Origin of the sequence: Thalassovita taeanensis (assembly GCF_900110775.1) — a bacterium.
Taxonomy (GTDB): Bacteria; Pseudomonadota; Alphaproteobacteria; order Rhodobacterales; family Rhodobacteraceae; genus Litorimicrobium; species Litorimicrobium taeanense.
On record NZ_FOEP01000004.1, the window covers coordinates 276,860 to 291,217 of the forward strand.

The window sequence follows — 14,358 nt, forward strand, 5'->3', positions numbered from 1 at the left end:
CTTACCGCGGCTCGGTTCCGAACCAGGATTTATAGATCTCCGCATACGCCCCATCCTCGCGCAGCGCCAGCAGCGTGCGGTTGATCTCTTCGATCATCGGGCTGCCCGAGGGGGCCGCAACACCATAGGTTTCACGCAAGAACACCTGCCCGGTCATCACGGCTTGATCCTTGCCGCGGGTGTTGACGTAATAGGCCAGAATGGGCGCGTCGAACACCACGGCATCCAACGCCCCATCCTCGAAACTGACCAGCATTTCCTCAAGCCCGGCAAAGCCCACGAAATCCATCTCGCGGCCCTGCAGGAAACTGGCGGCAGTTGACCCCGAAATGGTCCCGACCTTCTTGCCGTACAGATCATTGATCGACTGCACATTGGTGGTGATCGCCTCGACCGTCATCGCCGCCGTGATATAGGCGACAAATACCGACACGAAGAACAACGACGCCAGCACCATCGTCACGCTCAGTATCCGGCCCAGAAACGTGCGCGGCACGCGCTCCTCAAAGCCGCCATTGACCACAAGGTTCAGCGCCCACCAAAAAGCCGGGAACATCGCCTGCTTGGCGGGATGGTCGAAATACGCCTGCGAGCGGCGCTCAAGCGACCACATCAGCATGCCAAGCCCCATCAGCGCGCCGAAGGCCAGCACGATCGCCAACAGCAGATCCCGCGACATCAACGCCATCAGCGGCGATGGCCGGTTATTGTCGATCTGCGTCATGATTTGCAGACCCGAGGCAAAAATCGGCTGACTGAAATCCATCACCTGTTCGCGCGACGCCGTGATCGAGATATTGGCAATCGCCAGATCGGCCTGCCCGGTTTCAACCGCCTTCAGCATCGCGCCGAAACTGTCGAACCTCTCGATCCGGTAGGACCGGTTCATTTTCTTGGCCAGCGCTTCCCACAGGTCGATGGAAAACCCCTGATCGGCCCCCGCCACCGGCATGGAAAACGGCGGGCGCGTTACCGTGGCCACCGTCAGCTCGGCCTGCTGCGCCATCGCACGGATCGGCCAGAGTGCCAGCAATGTTACAGCCAGCAGTGCAAAGCGCTTCGTCATACCTGTCCCCATCATTCCGACTGCGATTAGGCCAGTGCGGGCGGTTACGCCGCATTACGCCGCGCGCAGCTCGGCCAGCGTGATCGCTTCGAACGGTTTGAGTACAGGATAGGCAGAGCACGGATGCTCCGGCAACCGCGACCGGTCATACCCAGCCAGAAGGCTGGCAGCGACATGTGCGGGTTTGCGCCGCATCCGGCCAAGGAACAGCGTTTCCAGCGGCGCCCCGGCGGCAACGACCGGCTCGTTCCCCGGCAGCACGAACTGCGAATAGGTAACGGTATCACCGCCATCGCAATACATCGCCGACACCCCGTTGACCAGATGACCGGCGGGCACCAGAACGGCCTGCTGGCCAAACAGGTAATCCACATCCGACCCGTCAAGCCGCAAAAGCTGCCCCGGCGCCACAACGATATCCTGCTGAAGCCCAAAGTAGGGCGCACGAAGCCGCACCGGCCGGAACGCGCCGCGCGCGGGCACAGTCCGCCGCACCGTCGCCAACACCGGCGTGGTGCCCCCATCCGGGCCTCGCAGCAGATCCCCCCGCGTGATCTGATGCGCGGCTCGGTACCCCCAACTGGTCAGCACCGGAACCCGCGCAGTCAGGCTGGGCATCGGGCCAACCGGTTCAATCCGGGTCGAGACGGCGAAGTAATCAACCTCGCGGTCCATTTGCCGCTGCGCCGGGTCCAGCGCCATAATCCGAAGGTCCGACAGCAACAGCGGCTTGGGGTCACGGACCTCCGACAGGAACAGCTTGTCGGTGCCGATCCGTTCGACCGACAGCCGCCCCCAACGCGCGGGTGCATCCCAGCTATATGTAATGCGCAACCGGTCGGCCTGCCCGGCCGCGTCATGCTCCAATGCGGTGTGAAACACCTCTTTGCCCTGGGTGATCACCAGAACAACCGCGCCGCCCGGAATCGCCTGCAATGACAGACGACTGACCCAGGGGTGATCGCGGTTATAGCGGATCAATTGCTGCGGGCGCCCATCCTCGGGCAAGTTGGTTTCCACCACGATACTGCCCCGGATCAGCAGGCTGTCCGGTGTCAGTTCTTCGCCTGCCGTGGCGGCTTTTCCGGCATCCGCCCCGATTCCATTCAGGTTGAACACCTGCCGGTTGCGGTCGGAAAGGGCGATCCACCCCATCTAGGCCGCCCGATCCAAAGCGGTCAACAATCGAGCCTCGTACCTGCGCAGCGTGCGCCGTGCCGAGGGGCCATATCCCGCGCCGGTCTCGGGGTCGATTTCGGGGAACAGCGTACAGATCTCCTGCACGATGTCAGCCTCGAAACTTTGGGCGGTCTGCGGCCCCGGCAGAAAGCTTTCGGTTTCCAGCCCTGCGGACCACACCACCTGATGGCGGTCAAACAGCAGGTGAACATAGTGCACCATTCCCCCCTCGGCCCGCACAACCGAGTGGTCGTTGACCAGATCGCGCGCCGCGACCAGAACCTCAGAGTGGCCAAACAGCAGCTCGGCCACGCTATCGCGAATCAGAACCCGGTGCAGCGGCGACACATACAGATCGTCATGCGCGCCAAAGGTGTTTGCGCGAATGCGAATGGGGGCGAACTTGCCCAGCGCCGCAACCTGCCGCGCCCCGGTCCACCGCAGCGGCTGCGCCCCTTCGTCCCGCGTCATCACCAGATCGCCGGGTTCCAGCGTTTCCACCGGCACATCGCCCTCCGGCGTGCGGATCATCGTGCCCGCCACAAAGCAGGGCACCTGATTGACCGTCACAAAAGCCGTATCAGAGGTGCCGTTGCCGTTGCCGATGGCCGTTGTATAGGAAAAGTTAACGCTTTCCTCGTCATTGTCGGCAATGATGGTCAGCGTGCTGTCCGCATTGACCTGAATCTGCTGACCGGTGGACAGGGTGACCACGCTGCCCGCGCTCACCTCCTGCCCGTTAATATGGGTCAGGGTCAGCGTGCTGTTGCCCGGCCCATCGTCATTGGCCAGCACATCAACGGTCTTGCTGCCACCGGGGGCAACATTAACCGTATCATCATTGGCGATCAGCGCGGTCTGAACGCTGCCCCCCGCGATCATCAGGTTCGAATCATAGTTCGAATCCTGTACATCCGCGATCCCGATCTTCAGCGTGTTCACCTGCCCCACATTGACCGGCATTTTCAGCGTCATGGTGGCGGTGAAACCATCCATCTCGGTGTTGTACTGATCATTGGTGTTCGAAATGAACAGGCTTTCGTTGTTGCCACCGTTGATGTTGTTGGGGTCGATATCGCCATCGCCGATCGACAGATCAACCTGCTCGTCATTCACCCAGACGCCGATGAAATCCTGATACAGCCCGGTGACATATTCGGGATACTCCTCGGACGAGAAAACGAACTGAATCGTCATCATCTCGCCATCAGGGATAAAACTGACTTCCAGAAACGAGGCGTCATAGGTGGCAGTGCCCGCCGCCTTGTTGAACGCGTCGTCGTCGTTGATACCGCTGGTATTGGTCGAGGTATTGGTCGCCTGGTTGGCCTCCGCGCTACCGCCCCAGCCACCCCACCAACCGCCGCCGCCCCCGCCGCCGGCGCTGTTGGTATAATCCGCCGCGTGCCCGGTGGACAGGATCACGCCCGTATCGCCCGGCGTGGTCGCCGCCGACACACTGTCACCGTTGGAATAGATGCCCGAAGATCGGTTGTCACCAGAGTAGGTCGCGCTGACGACCTGCACCCCGTCGCCAAAGATTTCCTGTGCCATCTGGGTGGCATTCGCACCCGTATTGATCGGTAACTCCGACGCCGCAACCATATCCTGCCCCAAACCTGTTTGGAGACAACACATCACGACAGCCCGGCAGGTTTCCCCTGCCTGATACCCAACTTTTGCTCAACTGCTCGGTCCGGGCCATTTGCGGCCCGTCTGTTATGTGCCCTGCCTCGGGTCTATTTTAGGTAACTATATGCCGAAAAATCCTCTCGTGTTAAGCATTTGTTCGCCGATCGCGACAATTGCGTCCCAAAAGCGCTGCACTCTTGCCACATTTGCGATTTGCTGGAATCCGCGCTAGGCCATCCGCAAGACGAAGGAGCGCCAAATGCCGAACCCAACCCATCCCCCCGTTGACCCCGCCAAGCTGACCGCACAGCTGATCCGCTGCGCCTCGGTCACGCCAACCGAAGGCGGCGCTCTGGTGCTGCTGCAACAGCTGCTGGAGGGGGCCGGGTTCACCTGCACCCGCGTGGACCGTGGCGAGGTGGCGAACCTCTTTGCGCGCTGGGGCACCAAGGGCCACGCCCGCAGCTTCGGCTTCAATGGCCATACCGATGTGGTTCCCGTCGGTGATCAGGCCGCCTGGACCGTGCCGCCCTTTGGGGCCGTGGAAAAAGACGGAATGCTTTGGGGGCGCGGGGCGACCGACATGAAATCCGGCGTTGCCGCCTTTGCCGCCGCCGCCGTGGATTTCGTCCGCAACACGCCCCCCGATGGCGCGGTCATTCTGGCCATCACCGGCGATGAAGAAGGCGATGCCGTGGACGGCACCGTGGCGCTGCTGGATTGGATGCAGACCGAAGACGAGGCAATGTCGGCCTGCCTGGTGGGCGAACCCACCTGCCCCAACCACATGGGCGAGATGATGAAGATCGGGCGGCGCGGCTCGATGACCGCTTGGGTCACGGTGACCGGGGTTCAGGGCCATTCCGCCTATCCGCACCGCGCCAAAAACCCGCTGCCCGCGATTGCCCGGCTGATGGACCGCCTCTCCAGCCACGAACTCGACAGCGGCACCGATCACTTCGATCCCTCGACGCTGGCGGTGGTGACGATCGACACCGGCAACCCGGCGACGAACGTGATCCCCGCGCGCAGCACGGCAACGGTGAACATCCGCTTCAACGACGCCCATTCCAGCACCACCCTGACCGACTGGCTCAAGGCCGAGGCTGACCGCGTCGCCGCAGACTTCGGCGTCGAAATCACGATGAAGATCAAGGTCTCGGGCGAAAGCTTTCTCACCCCGCCCGGCGCGCTGTCGGATCTGGTCGCCAAATCGGTCGAGGCCGAAACCGGCGTCACCCCGGTGCTGTCCACGTCCGGCGGCACATCGGACGCACGGTTCGTTCAGCACCACTGCCCGGTGGTCGAATTCGGGCTGGTCGGCAAAACCATGCACCAGGTCGATGAACGGGTCGAGGTGGCACAGATCCATCAGCTCAAGGCGATCTACGCCCGCATCCTGCATGACTATTTCGCCTGATTTGGCCCACCGCCGCCGTTTGGTGGTGATGCTCAAACAGCCGCGCGCAGGCCGGGTGAAAACCCGGCTGGGCCGCGGCATCGGCATGGTGCCCGCCGCGTGGTGGTTCCGCCATCAGGTCGCGCGCCTGTTGCGGCGGCTCGACGATCCGCGCTGGCAACTGGTGCTGGCCGTCGCCCCGGACCCGGCGCTTGGCAGCAGCACTTGGCCCGCGCATCTGCCGCGCATCCCGCAGGGCCGCGGTGATCTGGGCGCGCGGATGGGGCGGATCATGCGGCACATGCCACCCGGCCCGATCTGCATCATCGGCGGCGATATTCCCGGCGTCACCCGCGCCCATGTTGCCCGTGCCTTCAATACGCTTGGCGGGCATGATGCCGTCTTCGGCCCCGCCCCCGATGGTGGGTTCTGGCTGGTCGGGTTGCACCGCACAGCGCCGCCGCCCGCCACGTTGTTTCAGGGCGTGCGCTGGTCCTCGGCCCACGCGCTGGCCGACAGCATGGCCAGCCTGAAACATCACCGGATCGCACTGGTGGATACCTTGCACGACGTCGACACTGTCGAAGATTTGCGCACCACCGGGGCCGCCATGCGTTTTCCCAAGTGACGCGCCTTTCAAGCCATGATACGCCACGAACATGAGCCAGATGCCCACCAAGGACGAAATCCTTCAATGGATTTCCGACAACCCGACCCTCACTGCGAAACGCGATATTGCCAAGGCCTTTGGCATCAAAGGCGCTGCGCGTATTGATCTCAAGCGCATCCTGAAAGAGCTCGAGGCCGACGGCCATCTGGAAAAGCGCAAGAAGACCTATCGCGACCCGGACCGGCTGCCGCCTGTCAGCGTGTTGCAGATCACCGGCCCCAGCCCCGATGGCGACCTGATGGCGCGACCGCTGGAATGGATGGGCGAAGGCGTTGAACCTGTCGTCCTGATGATCCCGCGCGCCAGCGATCCGGCCTTGGGCGAAGGCGACCGCATTCTCGCCCGCCTGACCGAGGTTCGCGGCGAAGCCCACCATTACGAAGCGCGGCTGATCCGCCGCATCGGTGCCAACCCGCACCGGGTGCTGGGCGTGTTCCGCAAAGGCGCCGAAGGCGGGCGGATTCTGCCCATCGACAAGGGCGACGGCAAGGAATGGCAGGTGCCCGAAGGCTCCACCGGCGGCGCCAAGGATGGCGAGTTGGTCGAGGCGGAACAAGCCGGGCCGATGGGTCGCATGGGCCTGCCCCGTGCCCGCATCATCACCCGGCTGGGCGATCCAAGCGCGCCCAAAGCCGTCAGCCTGATCGCCATTCATCAGCATGGCATCCCCGATGACTTCCCCGACGACGTGATCGCCGAAGCCGACAGCATGAAACCCGCAGGCCTCGACGCTCGGGTGGACATGCGCGAAATGCCCCTGATCACCATCGACCCCTTCGATGCCCGCGACCACGATGACGCCTGCTGGGCGCACGAGGATGACGACCCCAAGAACGAAGGCGGCTTTGTGCTCTGGGTCGCGATCGCCGACGTGGCGCATTACGTCCCCTCGGGCGGCGCAATCGACCGCGAGGCGCGCAAGCGCGGCAACTCCAGCTATTTCCCCGACCGGGTCGTGCCGATGCTGCCCGACCGGCTGTCCGGCGACCTGTGCTCGCTGCACGAAGGCGTGCCGCGTGCCTGTATCGCGCTGCGCATGCAAATCAACGCCGTCGGCGAAAAGATCGCCCACCGGTTTCAGCGCGGCTTGATGCGCTCGGTCGCCTCGCTGAACTATCAAGAGGTCCAGCAAGCCCGCGATGGCGCGCCAAACGAAAAATGCGCCCCCCTGATGGACGAGGTCATCACCCCGCTTTACGCCGCCTACGAGGCGCTGGTGAAAGCCCGCCACCGGCGGCAACCGCTGGATCTGGACCTGCCCGAACGCAAGGTGATCCTCAGCGACGAAGGGCTCGTCACCAGCGTCAACTTCACCGACCGGCTGGATGCGCATAAGCTGATCGAGGAATTCATGATCCTCGCCAATGTCGCCGCCGCCGAAACCCTCGTGGCAAAGAAATCGCCGCTGCTGTTCCGCGTCCACGAAGAACCCTCGCCCGAAAAGCTCGAATCGCTGCGCGACACCGCACAGGCGGCCGGGCTGGTGCTGGCCAAGGGGCAGGTGCTGAAAACCAGCCACCTGAACGCACTTCTGGCCGCCGCCGAAAACACCGACTTCGACGAGCTGATCAACATGTCCACCCTGCGCGCGATGACGCAGGCCTATTACAGCCCCGCCAACTTCGGCCACTTCGGCCTGGCGCTTCTGGCCTACGCGCATTTCACCTCGCCGATCCGGCGCTATTCCGACCTGATCGTGCACCGCGCCCTGATCACCGCGCATGGCTGGGGCGAAGACGGCCTGACCCGCGCCGATGCCGAACGCCTTGACGAAACCGCAACCCACATCAGCGAAACCGAACGTCGCTCGATGATGGCCGAACGTGACACCACCGACCGCTATCTGGCGGCGTTCCTGTCCGAACGGGTGGGGCAGGAATTCACCGGCAAGATCAGCGGCATCGCCAAGTTCGGCGCCTTCGTCAAACTGGATGAAACCGGCGCCGACGGGCTGATCCCGATCCGCACGCTGGGGCGCGAGTATTTCCACTTCGACCGGGAAGCAGGCACCCTGATGGGCTCTGACACCGGGCTGACCATCTCCATCGGTCAGCGGGTCCGCGTCAAACTGGTCGAAGCCGCCCCCGTCACCGGCGGCCTCGCGCTGGAGCTGATCAGCATCGAGGGCAAGGATATGCCCCGTGGCCCATCGCGTGGGCGCGGCAAGCCGATGAAGCGCAAGCTGTCCACCTCGCGGCGCAAAACCGCCAAGACCAAACGCAAGGTCGAACGCACACGGCGCTAACTCGGCAAGCTTTCGCAGGCTTTTGGGCGGCGGGCATTTGCCCGCTTCCGAAATCCGCGCAATCGCGATACCATTGTTGCCAAGTTCAGCAATAGAACGGGGCCGGGCAATGTTTTTCAAAGTACTCTTATCTGCGTTTGCAGGCGCTTGCCTGTTGTCGGGGGCCCTTGTGGCCGAACCCCTGCGCGAATCCCTGCGACCGCAAAAGCGCCCCAACGTGGCGCAGGATGTGGCCGATCAGGTCGCCCAGATCTCCAGCTCGAACCTCGGGTTTCAGCGCTGGATCGAAGGCTTCCGTCGCCGTGCCAGCGCCGCCGGGATCAGCACCAGCACCTTTAACCGCGCCTTCAAGGGCGTGCGCTATGACACCGACGTGATTCAGCGCGACCGCAACCAGTCGGAATTCACCAAAACCATCTGGGATTACCTCGACAGCGCCGCCTCGGACAGCCGCGTCAAAAATGGGAAACAGGCCCTGCGCCAGCACGGTCGCACCCTCAACGCCATCGAAGCCAAATACGGCGTCGACAAAGAGGTCGTGACCGCCGTCTGGGGTCTGGAAAGCGCCTATGGCAGCCATCGCGGCTCCACCGATGTGGTCGAGGCGCTGGCGACGCTGGCCTATGATGGTCGCCGTGGCGCGTTCTTCGAGGCACAGCTGATCGCCGCGCTGAAGATCCTTCAGGCCGGTGACACCAGCCCGCGCCAGATGACCGGCAGCTGGGCCGGCGCGATGGGTCACACGCAGTTCATTCCCACCTCCTACCTCGCCTATGCGGTCGATTTCACCGGTGATGGCAAGCGTGACATCTGGTCCGACAACCCCACCGATGCGCTGGCCTCGACCGCCGCCTATCTGGCACGCTTCGGCTGGGTCAAAGGCCAGCCCTGGGGCGTCGAGGTGAAACTGCCGCGTGGTTTCAACTATGCGCTGGCAAGCCGCAAGATCAAGAAAATGCCCTCCGACTGGGCCCGCTTGGGCGTCAAAGGCCTGAACGGTCAGCCGGTGCGCGACTACGGCAGCGCCTCGGTTCTGCTGCCTGCGGGCGCGCAGGGCGCCGCGTTCCTGATCTTCAAGAACTTCTCGGTGATCGAGCGTTACAATACCGCCGACGCCTATGTGATCGGCGTTGGCCACCTCAGCGACCGGCTCAAGGGCGGCAAACCGATTCAGTCAGAATGGCCGCGCGGCGATCGCGCCCTGACCTTCGCTGAGCGTAAGGAAATGCAAAGCCACCTGACCCGCAAGGGCTTCGACACCAAAGGCGTCGATGGCAAAATCGGCCCGCTGACGATCGAAGCGGTGCGCGGCTACCAACGCGCCATCGGCACCGAACCCGACGGCTATCCCTCGCTCTCCATCCTGACAAAATTGCGCAGGAACTGAGCGTCACAGCACCACTTCCCCGCTTGCCAAACCCGCCCCGGCTTGGCAAAGTCGCTCCGTTCTCAGGGCGGGGTGAAACTCCCCACCGGCGGTAAGGGGCCTCGGCCCCAAGCCCGCGAGCGCCTCGGCGGCCTTCCGCCCCGAGGGTCAGCAGATCTGGTGCAACTCCAGAGCCGACGGTCATAGTCCGGATGAAAGAGAACGGCAGGCAAAGCGCGGGGTCCCGTGCCCTTCCTTGTCGTTTCGACGCTCTGGGTGACGTGTCGATGAGGAAAGGAAACGCTACATGACACCCACCCGCTACGCCTTTATCAAGGCAAACTGGCACGCCGACATCGTCGACCGTGCGCTCGACGGCTTCGCCGAACTGATTCCCGCCGCCCAGATTGATGTCTTCGACGTCCCCGGCGCGTTTGAAATGCCCCTGCTCGCCCGCGATCTGGCCCAGACCGGCCGCTACGCCGCCGTCGCCTGCGCCGCCTTCGTCGTGGATGGCGGGATCTACCGACATGATTTCGTGGCGCAGGCCGTGGTCGACGGTCTCATGCGCGCAGGCCTCGATACCGGCATCCCGGTGCTCTCGGTCTCGCTGACCCCACACCACTATCAGGAAACCGACCACCACAACGAAATCTACCGCGCGCATTTCGTCGAAAAAGGCCGCGAGGCCGCCCGCGCCGCGCTCACAATCGGTAAAACCCGCGCCGCTCTGGCCGCCTGATACCCGAAAGACTGCCCCACACCTCAGGCTTCTTTCTGATGAAAATACTCAAATCCCGCCCCGTCCGCCTCAGCGCGGTCGGGGCCTGCCCGTCCCGCTTCAGCAAACGACCTCAGGCGCCAACAAATTCCTCACGCGCATAGCCCTGCAAATACAGCAGCGCCGTCAGATCGCCGTGATTGATCCGCACCTCGCATTGCGCCGCCACGCTGGGCTTGGCATGCAGCGCCACGCCGGTGCCCGCCCGGCCCAGCATCCCAAGGTCATTCGCCCCGTCGCCCACCGCCAGAACATCGGCCTCCTCGATGCCCAGATGCCGGGTGATCCGTTCCAACGCATCCACCTTGGCCTGCCGCCCCAGAATCGGCCGCGCCACATCACCGCTCAGCTTGCCATCCTCGATCAGCAGAATATTGGCGTGGTTCTCGTCAAACCCCAGCTCGCGCGCCACATGCCCGGTGAACGCCGTGAAGCCACCCGACACCAACGCGGCATAGCCCCCAACCGCCCGCATCGTCGCAACCAAAGCCTTGCCGCCCGGCATGAAACTGATCCGCTCGGCCAACACCTTGCCGATCACGGCTTCGTCCAGCCCCTTCAGCAGCCCGACCCGCTCCAGCAATGCGCCCTCGAAATCCAGCTCACCGTTCATCGCCCGCGCGGTGATATCCGCCACGCGCGCCCCAACGCCCGCCTCATCGGCCAGCTCGTCAATACACTCCTGCCGGATCATCGTGCTGTCCATATCGGCCAGCAACATCTTCTTCTTGCGCCCCGCAGCAGGCTGCACGATCAGATCCAACCCCAAACGCTGCATCTCTTCCCAAACGTCCCAGCGATTGTCCGGCAGAACCGACAGCTCGAATTCCGCGGCTTCGGCCTGCGCCAACCACACAACATCCCCCCCACCCCAGGCATCGCGCAGCGAATCAAGCAGCGCACGTTCCAGATGAGGCTCTTCGGGATTGGACAGGATCGTGGCGACATACATGGGGCAAAGCTCCGTTCACAGTTGGTCTGCGTCGCAAAAGCGCATTCAAGCGGCGCTATAGCTGCATTTTTACCATTGTGAAAGCATCGGAACCACACTATCTGCGTCGGTGGGACACCCCTCCCCAACGGGGGGCGCTTATCTGGAAGGGTAGCACAAATGACGACGACACAACCGGCACTGCGGCCGGCAAATCCGCGGTTCTCCTCTGGCCCCTGTGCCAAAATCCCCACATTTGATCTGGCCAAACTGTCTGGCGCGCCCTTGGGCCGCTCGCACCGTGCCGCTGTTGGCAAAGCCAAGCTGAAAGCCGCGATCGAAGGCACCCGTGAGATTCTCGGCATCCCCGCCGATTACCGCATCGGCATCGTGCCCGCGTCAGATACCGGCGCCGTCGAAATGGCGCTCTGGTCACTTCTGGGCCAACGCAAAGCTGAAATGGTCGCATGGGAAAGCTTCGGCGCGGGCTGGGTCACCGACGTGGTCAAGCAGCTGAAAATCGAAGCCGAGGTCAAGACCGCCGACTATGGCAAGATCGTTGATCTCAGCAGCATCGACTTCAACAACGACGTTGTCTTCACCTGGAACGGCACCACCTCGGGCGTGCGCGTCCCGAACGGTGATTTCATTCCCGCCGACCGTGACGGCCTGACCATCTGCGACGCCACCAGCGCTGCCTTCGCGATGGACCTGCCTTGGGACAAGCTGGATGTGACCACCTTCAGCTGGCAAAAAGTGCTGGGCGGCGAAGCAGCCCACGGCATGATCGTGCTCAGCCCCCGCGCGGTGGAACGCCTCGAAAGCTACACCCCCGCTTGGCCGCTGCCGAAAATTTTCCGCATGACCAAGGGCGGCAAGCTGATCGAAGGTATCTTCGTCGGTGAAACCATCAACACCCCCTCGATGCTGGCAGTCGAAGATTACCTGCTGGCCCTCGATTGGGCGCGCGACGTTGGCGGCCTGTCCGGGCTGATCGCCCGTGCGGATGCCAATGCCGGGGCGGTCTGGGATTTCTGCGCCGCACGCGACTGGATCGACAATCTGGCCGAAGATGACGCCACGCGCTCGAACACCAGCGTGTGCCTGAAATTCACCGATGACCGCATCAAGGACGGCGCCGCATTCGCCAAGGCAGTGGCCAAGCGTTTGGAAGCGGAAAACATCGCGCTGGATATCGGCGCCTATCGCGACGCGCCCGCCGGTCTTCGGATCTGGTGTGGTGGCACGGTTGAAACCTCGGATGTGGCGGCGATGCTGCCCTGGCTCGAATGGGCGTTCGAGGCCGAGATCGCAGCGCAGGCTGCGGCCTAACGATATTCTGGCTGCGCATTCGTGCGCAGCCTCCCCCAAAATTGGAAACTTTCGTGCGAAAATCGCGTATGCATGTGATGTGTATGCCCTGTGCATCGAAAGTGTAGAGCAAAAAGGACCCAGAAATGGCCCCTCGCGTACTCATCTCTGACAAACTCTCTGACGCCGCCGTACAGATCTTCAAGGATCGCGGTATTGACGTCGATTTCCGCCCCGAGCTGGGCAAAGACAAAGATGCCCTGCTGGCCGTGATCGGCGAGTATGACGGCCTGGCGATCCGTTCGGCCACCAAGGTGACCGACAAGATCCTCGAAGCGGCCACCAACCTTAAAGTGGTCGGCCGCGCCGGGATCGGCACCGATAACGTGGACAAGGACGCCGCCAGCAAAAAAGGCGTGATCGTCATGAACACGCCCTTCGGCAACATGATCACCACCGCCGAACATGCCATCGCCATGATGTTCGCCGTCGCCCGCCAGATCCCCGAGGCATCCGCCTCAACCCACGCTGGCAAATGGGAAAAATCGAAATTCATGGGCGTCGAGCTGACCGCGAAAACGCTGGGCGTGATCGGTGCAGGTAACATTGGCGGCATCGTTTGTGACCGTGCCCGTGGCCTGAAAATGAAAGTGGTCGCCTTCGATCCTTTCCTGTCCGAAGAAAAAGCCGCCAAGATGGGCGTCGAAAAAGTCGAGCTCGACGAGCTGCTGAAGCGCGCCGATTTCATCACCCTGCACGTGCCGCTGACCGACACCACCCGCAACATTCTGTCGGCTGAAAATCTGGCCAAAACCAAAAAAGGCGTGCGGATCATCAACTGCGCCCGTGGCGGTCTGGTGGATGAGGCCGCGCTGGCGGAACTACTGAAATCCGGCCACGTTGCCGGCGCCGCCTTCGACGTTTTCGCCGAAGAACCCGCCACCGAAAACGTCCTCTTCGGCCTGCCCAACGTCGTCTGCACCCCCCACCTCGGCGCCGCCACATCCGAGGCGCAAGAAAACGTAGCCCTGCAGGTGGCCGAGCAGATGTCGAACTATCTGCTTGATGGCGCAGTAGAAAATGCGCTGAACATGCCGTCGATGACCGCCGAGGAAGCCAAGGTCATGGGCCCTTGGGTCAAACTGTCGGGTCATCTGGGCAGCTTCATCGGTCAGCTGACCGACGAGCCGATCAAGGCGATCAACATCCTTTATGATGGTGTTGTGGCCGAGATGAACCTGGCCGCACTGAACTGCGCCGTGGTCGCCGGGATCATGAAAAAATCCAACCCAGACGTGAACATGGTGTCAGCCCCGGTTGTCGCCAAAGAGCGCGGGATTCAGATCTCGACCACCAATCAGGACAAATCCGGCGCCTTCGAAGGATATGTCAAAGTGACGGTCGTGACCGAAAAGCGCGAGCGTTCGATCGCGGGTACGGTGTTCAGCGATGGCAAGCCGCGCTTCATCCAGATCAAGGGCATCAACATCGATGCCGAGGTCGGTGAAGACATGCTCTACACCACCAACGAAGATGTCCCCGGTATCATCGGGACGCTGGGCGGTCTCTTGGGCAAAAATGGCGTGAACATCGCCAACTTCACCCTCGGCCGCGCCAAAACCGGCGGCGAGGCGATTGCCCTGCTCTATGTCGATGGCCCGCTGCAAGCCAATGTTCTGCAAGAACTGACCGCGACCGGTCTGTTCCGGCAGGTCAAACCGCTGCACTTCGACATCGCATAACAAATTGCCCCGGTGCCGTATTCGAACGGCACCGGG

10 protein-coding genes, 1 pseudogene and 1 riboswitch are annotated in these 14,358 nt (G+C 62.9%); of the genes and pseudogenes, 7 read left to right on the forward strand and 4 right to left on the reverse strand.

Annotated features, from left to right (window positions below; all coding sequences use genetic code 11):
- Position 1 precedes the first annotated feature (1 nt).
- From BSF79_RS08150 to BSF79_RS08160, 3 genes are read right to left on the reverse strand one after another with little or no spacing between them, the layout of a single operon-like run.
- Positions 2–1,066, reverse strand: a complete 1,065-nt coding sequence (locus BSF79_RS08150) for a transporter substrate-binding domain-containing protein (protein WP_090269361.1) — start codon at positions 1,064–1,066, stop codon at positions 2–4.
- Positions 1,067–1,120: 54 nt separating this feature from the next.
- Positions 1,121–2,221: a Hint domain-containing protein gene (locus BSF79_RS08155; RefSeq protein WP_090269362.1), complete on the reverse strand. Its 1,101-nt coding sequence runs from the start codon at positions 2,219–2,221 to the stop codon at positions 1,121–1,123.
- The gene (locus BSF79_RS08160) at positions 2,222–3,850 is read right to left on the reverse strand and encodes a Hint domain-containing protein (RefSeq protein WP_090269363.1); all 1,629 of its coding nucleotides are present in this window, start codon (positions 3,848–3,850) and stop codon (positions 2,222–2,224) included.
- 286 nt (positions 3,851–4,136) lie between these two features.
- Here BSF79_RS08160 and dapE point away from each other — a divergent pair, with 286 nt between their 5' ends.
- From dapE to BSF79_RS08185, 5 genes and pseudogenes are all read left to right on the forward strand, one after another.
- Entirely contained in the window at positions 4,137–5,297 is a 1,161-nt protein-coding gene (dapE, locus tag BSF79_RS08165; RefSeq protein WP_090269364.1) for a succinyl-diaminopimelate desuccinylase, read from the forward strand.
- The gene (locus BSF79_RS08170) at positions 5,281–5,904 is read left to right on the forward strand and encodes a TIGR04282 family arsenosugar biosynthesis glycosyltransferase (protein ID WP_245776349.1); all 624 of its coding nucleotides are present in this window, start codon (positions 5,281–5,283) and stop codon (positions 5,902–5,904) included. The genes dapE and BSF79_RS08170 overlap by 17 nt, the downstream gene beginning before the upstream one ends.
- A 31-nt stretch (positions 5,905–5,935) precedes the next feature.
- Positions 5,936–8,191 carry a ribonuclease R gene (rnr, locus tag BSF79_RS08175; RefSeq protein WP_090269366.1) on the forward strand — a complete coding sequence of 752 codons (2,256 nt, stop codon included), beginning with the start codon at positions 5,936–5,938 and terminating at the stop codon, positions 8,189–8,191.
- Between the two features lie 109 nt (positions 8,192–8,300).
- Entirely contained in the window at positions 8,301–9,578 is a 1,278-nt protein-coding gene (locus BSF79_RS08180) for a lytic murein transglycosylase (RefSeq protein WP_090269367.1), read from the forward strand.
- A 54-nt stretch (positions 9,579–9,632) separates the two neighbouring features.
- A riboswitch (FMN riboswitch) is annotated at positions 9,633–9,785 on the forward strand.
- 73 nt (positions 9,786–9,858) lie between these two features.
- A pseudogene (locus BSF79_RS08185) lies at positions 9,859–10,299 on the forward strand (6,7-dimethyl-8-ribityllumazine synthase); the annotation flags it as partial.
- A gap of 112 nt (positions 10,300–10,411) precedes the next feature.
- Here BSF79_RS08185 and serB read toward each other — a convergent pair.
- Positions 10,412–11,290 (reverse strand): phosphoserine phosphatase SerB, encoded by an 879-nt coding sequence (gene serB / locus BSF79_RS08190; RefSeq protein WP_090269369.1) that lies wholly within the window; start codon positions 11,288–11,290, stop codon positions 10,412–10,414.
- 159 nt (positions 11,291–11,449) lie between these two features.
- Between serB and BSF79_RS08195 the strand changes: the two genes are divergently transcribed.
- Both BSF79_RS08195 and serA read left to right on the forward strand, forming a co-directional pair.
- Complete coding sequence (locus tag BSF79_RS08195; RefSeq protein ID WP_090269370.1) at positions 11,450–12,601, forward strand: phosphoserine transaminase; 1,152 nt, start codon at positions 11,450–11,452, stop codon at positions 12,599–12,601.
- A gap of 125 nt (positions 12,602–12,726) precedes the next feature.
- Complete coding sequence (serA, locus tag BSF79_RS08200) at positions 12,727–14,322, forward strand: phosphoglycerate dehydrogenase (RefSeq protein WP_090269371.1); 1,596 nt, start codon at positions 12,727–12,729, stop codon at positions 14,320–14,322.
- Positions 14,323–14,358: the final 36 nt, after the last annotated feature.